The 14,606-nt window shown below is 50.8% G+C and carries 10 protein-coding genes; 7 read left to right on the top strand and 3 right to left on the bottom strand.

Translation table 11 applies throughout. The features are described from left to right. The first annotated feature begins 4 nt into the window (after positions 1-4). A complete protein-coding gene (locus tag PSCS_RS12900) occupies positions 5-1,888 on the top strand; it encodes a TonB-dependent receptor domain-containing protein (protein WP_068812509.1) in 1,884 nt (627 codons plus the stop codon). Between the two features lie 70 nt (positions 1,889-1,958). On the opposite strand, the gene PSCS_RS12905 is transcribed toward PSCS_RS12900, so the two are convergent. Next, a complete protein-coding gene (locus PSCS_RS12905) occupies positions 1,959-3,332 on the bottom strand; it encodes a phenylacetate--CoA ligase family protein (protein ID WP_068812510.1) in 1,374 nt (457 codons plus the stop codon). A gap of 160 nt (positions 3,333-3,492) precedes the next feature. Here PSCS_RS12905 and PSCS_RS12910 point away from each other — a divergent pair, with 160 nt between their 5' ends. Next, a complete protein-coding gene (locus PSCS_RS12910; RefSeq protein WP_082866609.1) occupies positions 3,493-5,343 on the top strand; it encodes a CocE/NonD family hydrolase in 1,851 nt (616 codons plus the stop codon). On the opposite strand, the gene PSCS_RS12915 is transcribed toward PSCS_RS12910, so the two are convergent. Then, a complete protein-coding gene (locus PSCS_RS12915) occupies positions 5,321-5,773 on the bottom strand; it encodes an Lrp/AsnC family transcriptional regulator (RefSeq protein ID WP_317621812.1) in 453 nt (150 codons plus the stop codon). The genes PSCS_RS12910 and PSCS_RS12915 overlap by 23 nt on opposite strands. A gap of 163 nt (positions 5,774-5,936) precedes the next feature. Between PSCS_RS12915 and PSCS_RS12920 the strand changes: the two genes are divergently transcribed. The 4 genes from PSCS_RS12920 to PSCS_RS12935 all read left to right on the top strand — a co-directional run bounded on the left by PSCS_RS12920 (position 5,937) and on the right by PSCS_RS12935 (position 12,345). Further along, positions 5,937-7,616 carry an aminotransferase class V-fold PLP-dependent enzyme gene (locus PSCS_RS12920; protein WP_068812750.1) on the top strand — a complete coding sequence of 560 codons (1,680 nt, stop codon included), beginning with the start codon at positions 5,937-5,939 and terminating at the stop codon, positions 7,614-7,616. Between the two features lie 313 nt (positions 7,617-7,929). Then, positions 7,930-9,873 carry a DUF5916 domain-containing protein gene (locus PSCS_RS16285; RefSeq protein ID WP_068812512.1) on the top strand — a complete coding sequence of 648 codons (1,944 nt, stop codon included), beginning with the start codon at positions 7,930-7,932 and terminating at the stop codon, positions 9,871-9,873. A gap of 2 nt (positions 9,874-9,875) precedes the next feature. After that, on the top strand, positions 9,876-10,226 hold the full coding sequence (locus PSCS_RS16290) for a hypothetical protein (RefSeq protein WP_068812513.1): 351 nt from the start codon (positions 9,876-9,878) through the stop codon (positions 10,224-10,226). A gap of 181 nt (positions 10,227-10,407) precedes the next feature. Then, positions 10,408-12,345, top strand: coding sequence for an outer membrane protein assembly factor BamB family protein (locus tag PSCS_RS12935; RefSeq protein ID WP_068812514.1), 1,938 nt, complete (start codon positions 10,408-10,410; stop codon positions 12,343-12,345). Here the strand turns inward: PSCS_RS12935 and PSCS_RS12940 are convergent. After that, entirely contained in the window at positions 12,330-13,274 is a 945-nt protein-coding gene (locus tag PSCS_RS12940; protein WP_068812515.1) for a D-2-hydroxyacid dehydrogenase, read from the bottom strand. The genes PSCS_RS12935 and PSCS_RS12940 overlap by 16 nt on opposite strands. A 150-nt stretch (positions 13,275-13,424) precedes the next feature. Here PSCS_RS12940 and purT point away from each other — a divergent pair, with 150 nt between their 5' ends. Next, a complete protein-coding gene (purT, locus tag PSCS_RS12945) occupies positions 13,425-14,606 on the top strand; it encodes a formate-dependent phosphoribosylglycinamide formyltransferase (protein ID WP_068812516.1) in 1,182 nt (393 codons plus the stop codon).

A 14,606-nucleotide genomic window follows, 5' to 3' on the forward strand; every position in this document is an offset into this window, starting at 1 on the left:
TGAGTTGCAATCCAACTACAACTACCGTGAGTCGCGTTACAACACATCAGCCAGCCTGAGCAACTCGACCAATAATCAGTTTGCTTTGTTTATTCCAGAAGCGCATCCAGCCAATCCATTCGGTGAAGCTGTTGTGCCTCGTAACTGGCGCCCATTCAATGGTATTTCTGGCACGAACCCGTCTTTCCTCAAAGACGATGGCCGTGATGTGCAGGACTACCGTTACTACACCAATGCCAACCGTCTGAATGCCCGTTACGATATCTCTGATACCTGGACAGGCTACTCTTACTACACCGTGCAGGAAATGCGTCGTTCTGTTGATACACGCACTCTGATTCTGCCGCGTCTGCAGGCAGCGCTGATGGGCGAAGGTGGCGTAAGCGGTGATCAGTGGTTTAACCCATTTGGTTCATCTGATTCACGTTCTCCATTCTACGAAGCAGGTGTCACAGACAACAGTCAGGAACTGGTTGACTGGATGTTTGAAGAAGAGAATCAGCGCGAAGTGAGCCGTCGCAACCTGGAAGTATTCGAAACCATGGCAACGGGTGAAGTGTTTGATACGCCATTTGGGCCTTCTCAGATCGCTCTGGGTTTGCAACATCGTGACGCACGTGTACGTGAGACTCCAAACGTATATGCAGTCATGGGGCAAAGTTACAATACTTCTATCACTGATGCGCCACCCTTTGCGACCGATTACACCGATCGTGTCAATGCTGCATTCGTAGAGTTTGAAGTACCTCTCTACGACACTGTTTCGGCACAGATCGCAGCTCGTCACGAGAATTTCATCGACCAGAATATTGATACCACGACGCCTAAAGTGGCACTGCGTTGGGAAGCACTGCCTGAGCTGGCTCTGCGAGCGTCCTGGGGCGAAAGCTTCCTGGCACCAGATCCTGGTACGAACCGTCCTTTCAATGCCAACGAAGGTTGCGGTGAAGTGTTTGCCGGACTGGATCCGTTGACTGGCAACAGCCTGGCTGGTTCACAGTCTTGTTCATCAGGTAACCCTGATATCAAGCCAGAGACTTCTGAAATCATGAACATTGGTTTCACCTGGGAGCCACTGGATGAGTTAAGCTTGAGCGTTGATTATCAAACTATCGATTACAGTGATCGTATTCGTTCTTTGAGCACAGTGGATTCAGTAGAGCTGCAATTCGCACGTATGCTGGAAGCCACTGGCATCTCTGAAGCTGATTACGATGCAACGCCTGGTTCCGATACTCGTGAAGCGGCCAATGCATGGTTAGCTTCGCAGCCAAGCGGTGAATTGACTGCGCCTGGTATTCAGCGTGATCCAACGGACCAGTCTGTCGTTAAGACAGTGCGCAACCCGGCAAACATTGCTGAAGTGATGATTGACCTGATTGATGTGAAAAGTCGCTACCGCATCCCAACTAATAACTGGGGTACGTTTGTAACAACGTTGACTGCGTCTTACTTCACGAAATACGAGTATGTTGACCTGTCCGGTGAGACTTCTGATGCGCGTGGCAAACAGAACGGTGACAGCGGTATCGTACCGCCACTGCCTAAGCTGAAAGCTAACCTGCGTCTGAACTGGTTCAAAAATGCGCACAGTGCTTCTGTGTCTGCAAACTACCAGCATCACGTAGTCACTGATGGTTCATTCTTTGCGTTTACAACAGGTATTAAGCCTGCTCGTACAATTCAGGCGCAAACACTGGTTAACGCACAGTACTCATACATCTTCGACGATCTCTTTGATAGCGAAGTGACTTTAAGTGCTGGTGTTAACAACATGTTTGACCAGCGCGCACAGCGCCTCCCGCAACTGGGTGGTATGGAAACACGACTGCAAACACCGTTTGGTCGTCAATTTTGGGTAAGCGTCGACTGGACGCCAGGCTTCTGATCACGTCACTGACGTAGATATAGAGGTATTGCTCTGCCCCGGTGCGAAAGTGCCGGGGCATTTTTTTTGTCTAAAGATTGCCTTGCCAGGGTGAATCTATCCGAATGAATTCATCGCGCTTGCGCTGTTTTGGCCAGTCGATGCGATTGACTTCGGCAATGTGAAAAGGAAAACAGTCCAGACCGTTTTTGTTCACAATTCGGGTCAACTGCTGGATGTCAGATGTTGTTAGCTTTTGAGTGACCTCCAGCTCGAGAACAATATCCTTTTTCGCATATTGCCGAAACCGGAAAGCTCGTATTGATTTTAATTGCCCGATTTCATCGCCCAGGAACGGCATTGGAATCTGTTTACCATCAGGTCGTTTTATCAAATGACGCTCACGTCCCCAGATTTTCTTGAGAACGGGCATGGGCCTGCCGCAAGAACAGGGTTCTCCCCATTCAGCCAGATCACCCAGTTCATATCTGATTAATGGCATGGCAAATGATTGCAGCGCAGTCACTAATACGCGCCCGGTTTGACCGGGTGGACAGGGCTGGTTGTTATTATCGACAATTTCAAGCAGGACCGTAGGGCTACAGACATGCAAATGCTGCTGTGGACAGCTGATTGCCAGCCAACCTAACTCTTCACAGGAGTAGCGGTTAATAATTGGCGCTGCAAAAGCACACTTTACCCAGTACTGGTGTGCTGGAGCAATTCGCTCCCAGTGTGAAATCACCTGATCAAATGTAATGGTGCGCTTTTGTTCGATGGCACGCCGTGCCAGTTCCATGGCCAGAACAGGGCTGCATTTCAGGTATGCGGGTTTAAGTGCTGCCAGCCAGTCCAGATGATCGTCGAGTGTGCCTGACTCAGCTGCACGTATTTCGCTCCTGCCAAACATGCCTAACATCTCATACACCTTGCCCCAGCTGTCCCGCTTGGCTGGTGTCATTCCAATGCCTAAGATAGCAATGGTTTTACGGGGGTTACGCTGTTGCCATTCATGTTCAAGTAAAGAAGTGGCCGTGTAATAACACATGTAACGATTGACTTCTTTCTCAACACGAACCGGTTCGCCTGTCGAACCTGAGCTCTTTGCGGTGATAATTTGTTTTTCTTCCAGGCTCTTCCACCTGGCTTTAAGCGAATCAAAATGTTGCTGCAGATTATTTCGGCTCAAGACAGGAAGAGCGCTTAACACCTTGAACGGATCATCCTTTATTAGTTGGTAATCGATGCTGTTCAGTCGGTTCTGCCAAAATTGCGAGTACTGGTGAGCATGCCTGAAAAGAGCTGCCAGCTGTTTCTCCTGCACCTGCCTGATATTGTTCGGGCTGCTGTGCTCATAATTATTGATTTGCTGTTTAAGGAGCAGTAACTGGGCCAATTCAGGTGGATACATGGTTGGCACCTGGAGTGGACTGGCTGATTCTGCCGTGAATTTATGATGTGACATATTGAGTCGCTTTCCTGATTCAAACCAATATCCGAAACACATTCAGCGCAGATAGCTTACAACTTATCTGATTGTGGAAGCATTGGCTGTCGACTGTAATGCAAGATGTGAAATGTAGCAGGTAATCCAGGGATAACCAATTTGGGTACAGGGAGGGGGCATGACAGATAACAGGAAGAAAAAGGTAATGCTGAAAATGCAGGTTGCATCAATCACGCTGGTTGCTGCATTCATCTTGAGTGCCTGTCAGCCAGGCTCTGACACTTCAGTCACTGGATCAGTTGCGGTTAATAGTGGGTCTTCTGCAACGGCACAGAGCACCATGCAGTCCTTTCCGGGGCATTACCAGGGGTACAGTGAGGCGGAATATGATGGGTATGAGCTGTCTTCCCGCTACATTCCAATGCGTGATGGGACGCAGATTGCCATTGATGTATTCCGCCCGACTGATAATGGCGAAGTCGTTACCGAACCTTTGCCTGTTTTATGGATGCATACCCCGTACCATCGAAGAAATTATGGTGGTGGATTAACCGCTGAAAATTATCCAGGTAAAGCGCTACGCTTGCTTCCTCATGGTTATGTTGTTGCGGTGGCAGACTTCCGCGGCCTTTTTGCCAGCTTTGGTACCAATGAGGGTGATAATCGCGGCGAGTGGCAGGAGCATGCCAGGTGGGACTCTTACGACATAACGGAATGGCTGGCTGCTCAGCCCTGGAGCACAGGCAATATAGGGATGTGGGGCTGCTCTGCTACAGGTGGTAGCCAGATGCAGGCACTGACCGTAGCACCGCCAAGTCTGAAAGCCGTTTTTCCGATGAGTTGTGAGTGGGACATTTACCCGTTTGCCAGCTTTGGCGGCATGGCTCCACCCCAGGGTGTGCCGACGCGCTTAATGAGAGGAGGCGACCGGGAAGCTCGCGACAGAATGTCTGTTCCTGTCGATGGTGATACAGAGAGAGTATTGCTTGATGCGGCGATTGATGAACATACAGATAATATTGAAACAGCTGGTTATACCCCTTTTCGTGATAGTGTTGCCGAGAATTTCGGTAACCAGTGGTGGCTGCAAAGCAGCCCGCACCGTTACAAAGATACAATAGAAGCATCAGGGATCGCGATTTACAGCGCGGCCAACCTAGATGAAGAGGGGCCAGGTTATGGCCCAGCCTTTACTTTCAATAACCTCACAAACCCACGAAAATTTGTCATAGGGCCTGCAACCCATTGCGATTGGACAACCGTGATGAGTGAAACCGGCTTTGACATACTTATTGAGGAATTGCGTTTCTTCGATCACTGGCTAAAGGGTATTGATAACGGCGTGATGGACGAAGCGCCAGTGACGTACTACACCTATAACCTGGACCGAAGTGATATAGGACTGCCTGGCTGGCAAACAGCCGAATCCTGGCCATTACCTGATCAACAATTAACAGCATTTAATCTGATCCCTGATGGCCTGACCACTGAGTCAGCAGGGGAAGGAAGTGAAATTTCAACGCAAGTAGATTATGAAATTAATAACGATAATTTCTGGGAAAAAGGCATTCAGTTTACAACTGACCTTTTAAGCCATGATATGCAGATAACCGGTCACCCGGTATTACACCTGTGGTTATCCAGTACCGCAAAGGATGCTGATGTTGTCGCCAGGATTGATGATATAGCGCCAGATGGCACGGCAACATATTACACAGTAGAGGGGCGACTGAGGGCTTCTCTACGCGCCACGGAGCCAGCACCCTATGACAATCTGGGTTTACCATATCATCCTTTTACAGAAGATTCGCAGGAAATGTTGCAGCCTGGTGAGCCGGTTGAACTGGCATTTGATTTTTATATGATGTCAAACGTGTTCAAGGCGGGGCACAGGATCAGGTTGACGCTGAATTTCGCTGATGAAAGAACGACGCCCCGAGTTTCGCCAACCCCTGAGAATACACTGCATTTTGGCGCAGAAACCCCTTCGCGCTTGATACTGCCGGTTATACCGGCAGCGCCGATGTGAATTTGATTTCTTCCATGACAAAACTGGCTGTAACATCAAACAGGTCGGCTGCTATTAATTGTTGATAAAGGCTGTCGTAGTCGTGCATGTCGGCGACGACGGCCTTCATCAGGTAATCAATCTGACCGCCAAGTCTGTACACCTCCAGTACACCAGGTACATTCTGTACAACTTGATTGAATTTTTTTGCCCAGTCCGCATTATGCTGGTTGGTGCGGATACTTATCCAGACAGTCAGGCCCAGGTTCAGCTTGGCTGGATCCAGTAATGTGACTCGCTGCCTAATGACACCTTCCGCTTCAAGCTTCTGGATGCGTCTCCAGCATGCTGATTTGGACAGCGCGCACTGCTCTGCCAGATCAGCCACCGACGTGCTGGCATCGCTTTGTATGAGCCTGAGCAGTTTTCGGTCTGTTTTGTCCAGTTCCAAGGAGGTTTCTCCGTTATCAATTGAATCGAAATATTCTTTCGTTCTGATGCTATATAAAAGAATAATATTCCACTTATTGGTTAATTTAAAGCACTAATAGGGATAATGTTTCGCGCAGTTTTGATTATGCTATGACCAGGTTTTTCAAATGGTTGAGGGATGTATGGCAGTCACTGCAGAAGGTGGTTCGACAGTATTTCAATGGATTGCTGACAATGAAGTGGGAGCACTGGCCAGGATCAAAACGCCATTTGGCGTTAAACCGCTGATATATGCCGATTACACAGCGTCCGGAAGATCGCTGGTCGCGGTTGAGAGTCTGTTGAATAATCAGGTCAGGCCGTTTTATGCCAATACTCACAGTGAGTCCAGTTACACCGGTTCTCAAACCACTGGCTGGCGAGAAGCTGCTCGTGCCATGATCAAAAAGGCAGTGAATGCGAATGCCAGTGACAGGTTACTTTTTTGTGGGTCAGGTGCCACAGCAGCGATAAACCGGTTGATTCAGTTATTGGGGCTGGAGAAGGGCGGGCAGGCATGCACTGGCAAGGAGAGTGACAAGGGCGAGAACTGCCCGGTCGTGTTTATCGGGCCTTATGAACACCACTCTAACGAACTGCCATGGCGGGAATCAGTGGCCAAGGTCGTCACTATCCCACTGAATAGCAAAGGGCAGATTGACTGTGACGTGCTGGAAGCGCAGCTCAAAAAATATGCCGATCGTCCGCTGTTAATTGGCAGTTTCTCGGCCGCATCTAATGTGACGGGTACCATTAGCGATGTGCCAGGTGTGACAAAAATACTGAAGCAGTACGGTGCACTTGCCTGCTGGGATTATGCCGCAGCGGCTGCCTACTGTCCCATTGACATGAACGGGGTTCATGCTCTGGACGCGGTTTTCATTTCCACCCACAAGCTCCCTGGCGGCCCGGGGACGCCAGGTCTGTTGATTGCCAAGGCATCATTGTTCCGAAACTCCCGTCCAGGTATGCCGGGAGGCGGCACAGTGTCATTTGTGTCACCGGATAACCATCATTATCTTGCCGATCTTGAGAGAAAAGAAGAAGGTGGTACGCCAGCCATTATTGAGTCAATCCGCGCCGGATTAGTCTTCTCTATTCGCTCGCAATTAGACATGACGCAAGTTAACGGTCTCGAGCTGAAGCTGGCCAGGCGTGTGATACAACGGCTTAGCCAACACCCTGATATTGAAATTATCGGCGATCACAGCAATCCCCGGCTGCCGATTATCTCAATGCGTCTATGGCACCAGGGGCGGCAGCTTCACTACGGTTATGTTGTGTCACTGCTGAATGATCTTTATGGGATCCAGGCCAGGGGAGGGTGTTCCTGTGCAGGACCTTATGCCCACCATTTGCTGGGTATTGATACAGAAGAAAGCCGGCAACTTTTACAGGCAATGCAGGATGGCGACACCGTACTTCGTCCAGGTTGGGTGCGCATCAATTTTACCTATTTCATGAACGAAGAAGTGATCGAGTATTTGCTTTCCGCCATTGAGGCCTTGGCAACTCACGCTATTAACTTGTTGCCTGATTACCATTACAACAAGGTTCGTGGCACCTGGGACCATGTTCAGGCAGTTCAGCCCGATTTGCCTGACCTATCTCAATTAGACTGGCTCAAACAGTCAGAAGAGAATGTAAAAAATACAACCAACGGGGCATTTCCCAGGACAGATTTAACCTCCTTCCTTCATGCTGCTCATAAAGCCCTGGATAAATCAAAGCCACGTAATAACAGAAGCACTCTCGGATTATCTCCCGTTAGTAAACCGAATGAGAGGTTGCGTTGGTTCTGGGTTGCCAGCGATTTTGAATAAACCGTCTGTTGTTACGAATTGTAGCGAACGCTCGCCTAAAGCTGACTGATGTGACTATAGTTCAATTTATTAAATAACAGCCATCAGAAAACCTGATCGGTTAATAAAACAATGATAATCACAATCAGGGGCTGGGCAGGTTCTCGGATTTGCAAGCGGCTTCGGCGGAGAGGGTACCCAGATGGTATATACGTTGTCTCGCAAGTCGGGCGCTGTGCCTGCAAGAATCTATTCCTGTTGCTTGGCAACAGTGTTAATACCGATGTCTGTTTTGAGTACTGCGCAGGAGTCGCCGATACAGACGGCTACTCAAATGGCCAGGTTTGAAGAGTCGAATCTGCAGTTTGAATTGGACGGAAACTTGTCCGAATCTGTCTGGCAACAGATTACACCTTACGATGGGATGCGTGTCATTACACCTGATACGCTGGCTGAAAGCGAATACACCACAGAAACTCGTATCTTTTACACCGAGCGAGGTATCTATGTTGGTGTCATGAATCACCAGCCGACTGACTCCCTGGTAGCTCGCATGACTCCTAGAGATACGCGTTTGGAACGCGATGGCTTCGTGGTTGGGATCGACGCCTCAGGCGATGGTCGCTATGGCTATTTTATGCGAGTGAATCTGGGTGATTCCAAAACCGATGGCACTATTCTCGCAGAAAAGCAGCTCAACATGCAGTGGGACGGCCCATGGGATGCCAGAACAGCTGTCGTCGATGGCGGCTGGAGCGCAGAATTCTTTATGCCCTGGTCGATGATGGCTCTGCCTCAGGCTGCGGCTGATAACAGACCGATTGGTGTCTATACAGAGCGCCAGGTCGGGCATTTAAATGAAACCTGGTCATCTCCGCCACTGCCATCTACGGCTAATGAGTATATCTCTTCTTTTCGTCGCTTTAACCTTCAGGACATAGAGCCACGCCGCCAAATTACCTACTATCCTTATGTGTCAGCCACCCATGATGCGGTTCGCGATGATACTGAAATGCGTGTTGGTGCGGAAATTTTCTGGCGACCCTCTACCAACACTCAGTTGTCTGCGAGCCTGAATCCTGATTTTGGTAACGTAGAGTCAGATGATGTGGTCGTTAACCTGACGGCCTATGAAGTTTTTTTCCCGGAAAAGCGCGCCTTTTTCCTGGAAGGTCAGGATGTGTTTTCGACTTCACCCAGGAATGTCAGTGCACGAGGTCCCGGTGGCCCGACGACTATGTTGAACACCCGCCGCATAGGTAGTTCTGCGGTTTTTGATGTACCTGACGGGATCAGTACATTAGCGACAGATTTGAGTGCACCTTCTGACTTGCTAGGTGCCGCAAAATTGACTGGTCAGAACGGCAATTTACGCTATGGCACCCTGGTAGCGATGGAAGACGACATGGAAATCCGTGGCATCGATGCCAATGGCGAGAGTGTGGCATTACAAGCAACCGGGCGGGATTTTCTGGTTGGGCGGTTACTTTACGAAGATGCCAGTAGTGCGGGACGCCGGTCAATTGGCTGGATGGGGACTGATGTTTCTCACCCGGATGTGGATGCCAGTGTGAACGGGATTGATGTCCACTATTTTTCACCGAATGCACAGTGGATTTTCGATGGCCAGGTTATGCAAAGTGATGTCAACGGCGTCACCGGTAATGGCGCTATTGCAGATCTGATTTATCTGCCTCAACGCGGTCGCATGCACCGAGTGGCGGCGGGGTACCATGATGACAAACTGGATCTGAACACGCTGGGTTTTCTGACCCGTAATGACCTGATGCACCTGGATTACAACTATGTTCGTGATGAATCCAATGTGCCAGGACTGCGTACCCGGAATACCAGTATTTTCTGGTTCAATCAGTGGAACAGTAATGACGACTTTGTTCGCCAGGGCGTGTTCGGTACTCGGGAATATACATTTCTGAACAATCATACCTACATGGCGAGTTTACGCTACTACCACCGGAGGGTTGATGACCGGCTGGGCCGTGGTAGTGGAGACTTCCATGTGCCGGGGCGCTGGCAATTTGTGACGGAGTGGGAATCCAATCCGTCACAGGAGCTGGTTTACCGGCTTAAACTAGATGCTGATTCGGAGGTGCTGGGCGAAGCATGGACCAAGTCGCTGGCTGGCGTCAGTTATCGGCCTGTAGATAACTTTTCTTTCAACGCGGATATTGAATATACCGACCGGGAAGGGTTGATGGTTTATCGGGGAATGGCAATTACACCAAATACGAAGCTACGCAATGGGCGCCCAAGCTGACGATGGATTATTTCGTTAATGCTTTTCAGCAACTTCGTATTGGCTTGCAGTGGACTGGCCTGAAGGCATCGGAAGACAGTTTCTATGAAGTGAACCCCAATCAGATTGAAGAGCTTCACCAGGTCGCCAAGCCCGATAACCTCAACCATAACTTCAGCATCAGCCGGATGACATTCCAGGCTCGCTATCGCTGGGAAATTGCGCCGCTGTCGGACCTGTTCATTGTGTACACACGTGGTGGCAACATTCCTGGCAATGTGATTGATGACTACACCGGTCTGTTACAGGAAGCCTGGTCTGAGCCTGTGGTTGATACCTTTGTCGTGAAACTGCGTTATCGGCTCGGTTCCTGATCACGGATTTTCTGCGGTTGAACGGTGTATTCCACGCCGTTCACCGCAACGGCCTTGCCCCGGAGACTGTAAATCACAACACTCCTCGTGATGGTGATGTACGGGGCGAATTTTTCTAAGCACCACAATCCCGAATTGCAGGTTACTGATACCAATAAAACGATAAGAACAGGATCACGGTATGATGAAATGGGCGAACCGGCCAGCAGCTTTTGCACTGCTGTTATTGTTCACAGTTTATCAGCCTGTGCAGTCTCAGGCTCCTACTCAAGAAAACGGTCAATCAACCAGCCAAACAACAACTCAAGCAGTCACTCAAACCTCGGCTGATAACGCAGGAGAGCAATTGTTTGCGCAACATTGCGCCGCCTGCCATGAAGGTGGTGATCCCCGTGCGCCGTCACTGGCATCATTAAACACCATGTCTGCTGATGATCTGCGCTTTGCACTGACAGGCGGTGTCATGTCGGCCCAGGGACAGTCCCTGAATGAATCCCAACTGGCGATACTGGTTGAACATCTTGCCCGTGACCCGGTGTCGGATAACTGGATTGCTGCCAACCGTTGCAGTGATGAGCGCATGGCTATCAGCCTGGACAAAGCTTCACTAGCCAGCCCGGGAGGAGGGTTGGAGTTTGGCAGGCAGTTGTCAGCCTCGCAAAGTGGTTTGCAGAAAAGCAATCTGAGCGCATTGGAAGTCGCCTGGTCGATAGTTTTCCCAGGTGTTGGCGGACTGCGTTCATCTCCTGTTATTACCGAAGATACGCTTTTTTATCCAGCAGCTTCCAGTACCCATGTTTTTGCCATTGATGTGGCATCAGGTTGTATTAAATGGTCCTACGATGCGGGTACTTCACTACGAGGATCAGCGGTGCTGGGTGAAACTGTTTCCGGTGAGCAGGCCAATAAGCAGGCGCTGCTCTATGTCACTGACGAACGGGCCAGGCTGCACGCTATTAACCCAATTGACGGAGAGCCGGTATGGGTTCGTTCCGGAGTGCTAGATGATGGCATGCATACACGCCTGACGGGCGCACCGGTGGTGTTTGAATCACGATTGTATTTGCCGGTATCGGCTTCTGGTGTGCAGCGAGGTGCTCTGGATACGCATGAGTGCTGTGATGGGCGAGGCGGTGTGATAGCCCTGGATGCTATGAGCGGTGAAGAAATTTGGCGCTATGTCACTATGCCGCCAGCTGATTATACGGGGGAACGCAACCCGGCCGGTACCCGTTTACGGGGTCCTTCAGGCGCACCGGTATGGGCCAGTCCCTCGCTGGATACCGAGCGTCGACAACTTTATATCACCACCGGCGAGAATACATCGTTGCCTGCGACAGATACCAGTAATGCGTTTATTGCACTGGATATAGATAGCGGTGAAGTGGTCTGGCAGTTTCAGGCCGTAGCCAATGATGTGTGGAACATGGCCTGCACGGGAAGAGAGTATGGGGCCAACTGTCCCACTGAATCAGACAGCATTCGAAAAGATTGGGATTTTGGCAGTGCGCCGGCACTGGTGACACTGGCATCAGGGGAGCAGCGGCTGCTGGCAGGTCAGAAATCAGGTCACCTCTGGGCACTGAACCCGGCTAACGGCGAGGTTCTCTGGCAGCAACGTGTTGGTGATGGCGGCGCCCTGGGCGGTAATCACTGGGGAATTGCGCATGACGGAGAGCGTGTGTTTTTGCCAATCAGTGATCCGGGGCCTTATCCGTCAACTGATCGTTTTCCTGGGGTCTATGCATTTGATTTAATGAGTGGCGAACCTGTCTGGTCTTATTCGGCCAGCCCGGCCTGTGAGAGTGGCCGCCAAAGGCGCGTTGATAATTGTGATACCCGGTTCGGCTTCTCTGCCATGCCACTGGTTGTTGATGAAGTCGTGGTAGCCGGTGCGGTTGATGGCAGGCTGTATCTGTTTGATAGTGAAAATGGCAGTGTGCTTGGAGTATACGACACAGCCGTTCCTTTCCAGGGGGATAACGGTATCCCGGGACATGGTGGCTCACTGGATGCACATACCATTTCTGCGGGCAGTGGTATGATTTTCGTAGGATCCGGTTACAACCGTTTCAGTCAGCGAGAAGGCAATGTGTTGATTGCTTACCGGCCACGATAGGTCGCCAGAAACCGGGTGACATTCTCGGCCGTTTTCTGCACCACTGTTTGTCTGGCTTCAGGGCTGATCCAGGCGTGGTGGGGCGTAACAATAAGATTCAGGTCCTCCTGCATGGCGTCCAGAAAAATGTGACCGCCTCTGGGGGGCTCCTGATTCAGTACATCGACTGCCAGTCCTGCCAGAATACCTTCGCGTAACGCCTTCAGGGCATCTGCTTCATTGATCAGCCCGCCTCGCGCGCAGTTTACCAGGAGGCAGCCACGTTTAGTCTTGCTCAGCAGGGATGCATTAATGAGTTCATTTGTTTCTGCCGTCAGAGGGCAATGCAGGCTGATGACATCGGCTGACTGGACCAGTTTGTCGAGGGGTTGACGTTTGTCATCCGTTTTCCCAGGTCGTGCTGCAAAACTTACCTTCATGCCAAAGGCCTCATACAGACTGGCAACGCGCGTGCCGAGTTCGCCCTGACCGACAATGACAGCAGATTTGCCACTCAGTTGGAGTGTCGGGTACTGCATCAGGCAAAATTGAGGACTTTTCTGCCAGTGACCCTGCCTGATTTCGCGCTGGTATCTGGGTTGTTGTCCGGCCAGATAAAGGGTGAGCATCAACGTGTGCTGGGCTACGCTGTCGCTACCATAGGCAACGACATTGCTGACTTCGATACCCTGTTCCGCGGCGGCTTTTCCATCCACATTATTGGTGCCTGTTGCCAGCACACAGATGAGTTTCAGGTCAGGCAGTTGAGCCAGCACGGCTTGGTCCAGCACTACCTTGTTACTGATGGCGATATCGGCACCCTGCAAACGTGAGAGTACGTTTTCGGGTTCAGTTCGTGCATAACAGTGTAACCCTGTCAGCTGCGCCTCCAAAGGGGACAGGTCGACATCGGAACCAAGTGTTTCTGCATCCAGAATAACCGCTTTCATAAAAACCACCTCGTTACAGCCTGGTTGATCTCTCAGCACGTGATCTTTGCCTTGAGAGTTATCGCGATTGTAGCAAATCTGGCTTCCAAGTCTGCTGCGGTTCTGAAAGAATAAAGTGATTCGTTTGGCTGTGACTGTTTAGGAGCGTTGATGAGTACGATAGGAACCCCAGGTGCCAAAGGTGCGACAAAAGTGATGTTGCTGGGCAGTGGTGAGCTGGGCAAGGAAGTGGTCATCGAACTGATGCGCCTGGGTTGTGAAACCATCGCCGTGGATCGCTATGACAATGCACCTGCCATGCAGGTTGCACATCGCAGGCATGTGGTGAACATGCTCGATGGTGCTGCGATCCGTCAACTGGTCCAATCTGAGCAACCCGATTATATTGTGCCGGAAATTGAAGCCATTGCCACAGCGACCCTGGTAGAACTGGAAAGCGAGGGTTGGCATGTCATCCCTTCCGCCAAAGCTGCCCATCTGACCATGAACCGCGAAGGTATCCGTCGTCTGGCAGCTGAAGAGCTGGGTCTTGAGACATCGCCTTTCCGTTTCGCCGAAACCTATGAAACGTTTCAGTCTGCTGTGGCAGAGATCGGTTTTCCCTGTGTGGTAAAACCGATTATGTCCTCTTCCGGTAAAGGACAGAGTACCTTGTCATCTGCAGAGGATGTGGAAGCGGCCTGGTCGTATGCCCAATCCGGGGGACGTAGTGGTGAAGGTAAAGTCATTGTCGAAGGGTTTGTCGACTTTGATTATGAGATTACCCTGCTGACAGTACGCCATAAAAATGGCACCAGCTTCTGCGAACCGATTGGCCATCGCCAGGAAAAAGGGGATTACCGTGAATCCTGGCAGCCCCAGCCGATGACAGCAACAGCGCGGCAGCGTGCCGAGGATATCGCCTGTGCTGTGACTGAAGCGCTGGGAGGATGGGGCGTGTTTGGCGTGGAGTTGTTTATCAAAGGGGACAGGGTTTACTTCAGTGAAGTTTCACCCAGGCCCCATGATACTGGCCTGGTGACGTTAATCTCGCAGGATCTGTCTGAGTTTGCCCTGCATGTCAGGGCGATACTGGGTCTGTCCGTACCGTTAATCCGTCAGTTTGGTCCTGCCGCGTCAGCCGTTTTGCTGCCTGAAGGTAAATCAACAGCGATGCAGTTTCACCATGTCAGTGAGGCATTGAATGAAGCGGATACATCGCTGCGTTTATTCGGCAAGCCGGAAATTGATGGCAGTCGTCGCCTGGGTGTTGCACTGGCCAGAGCCGACACGATTGAAGGTGCCGTCGAAAAAGCGAAACGGGTTGCTGCCAAAATTAAGGTTACTTTCTGA

It is taken from the genome of Pseudohongiella nitratireducens (assembly GCF_001642735.1).
Classification (GTDB): domain Bacteria; phylum Pseudomonadota; class Gammaproteobacteria; order Pseudomonadales; family Pseudohongiellaceae; genus Pseudohongiella; species Pseudohongiella nitratireducens.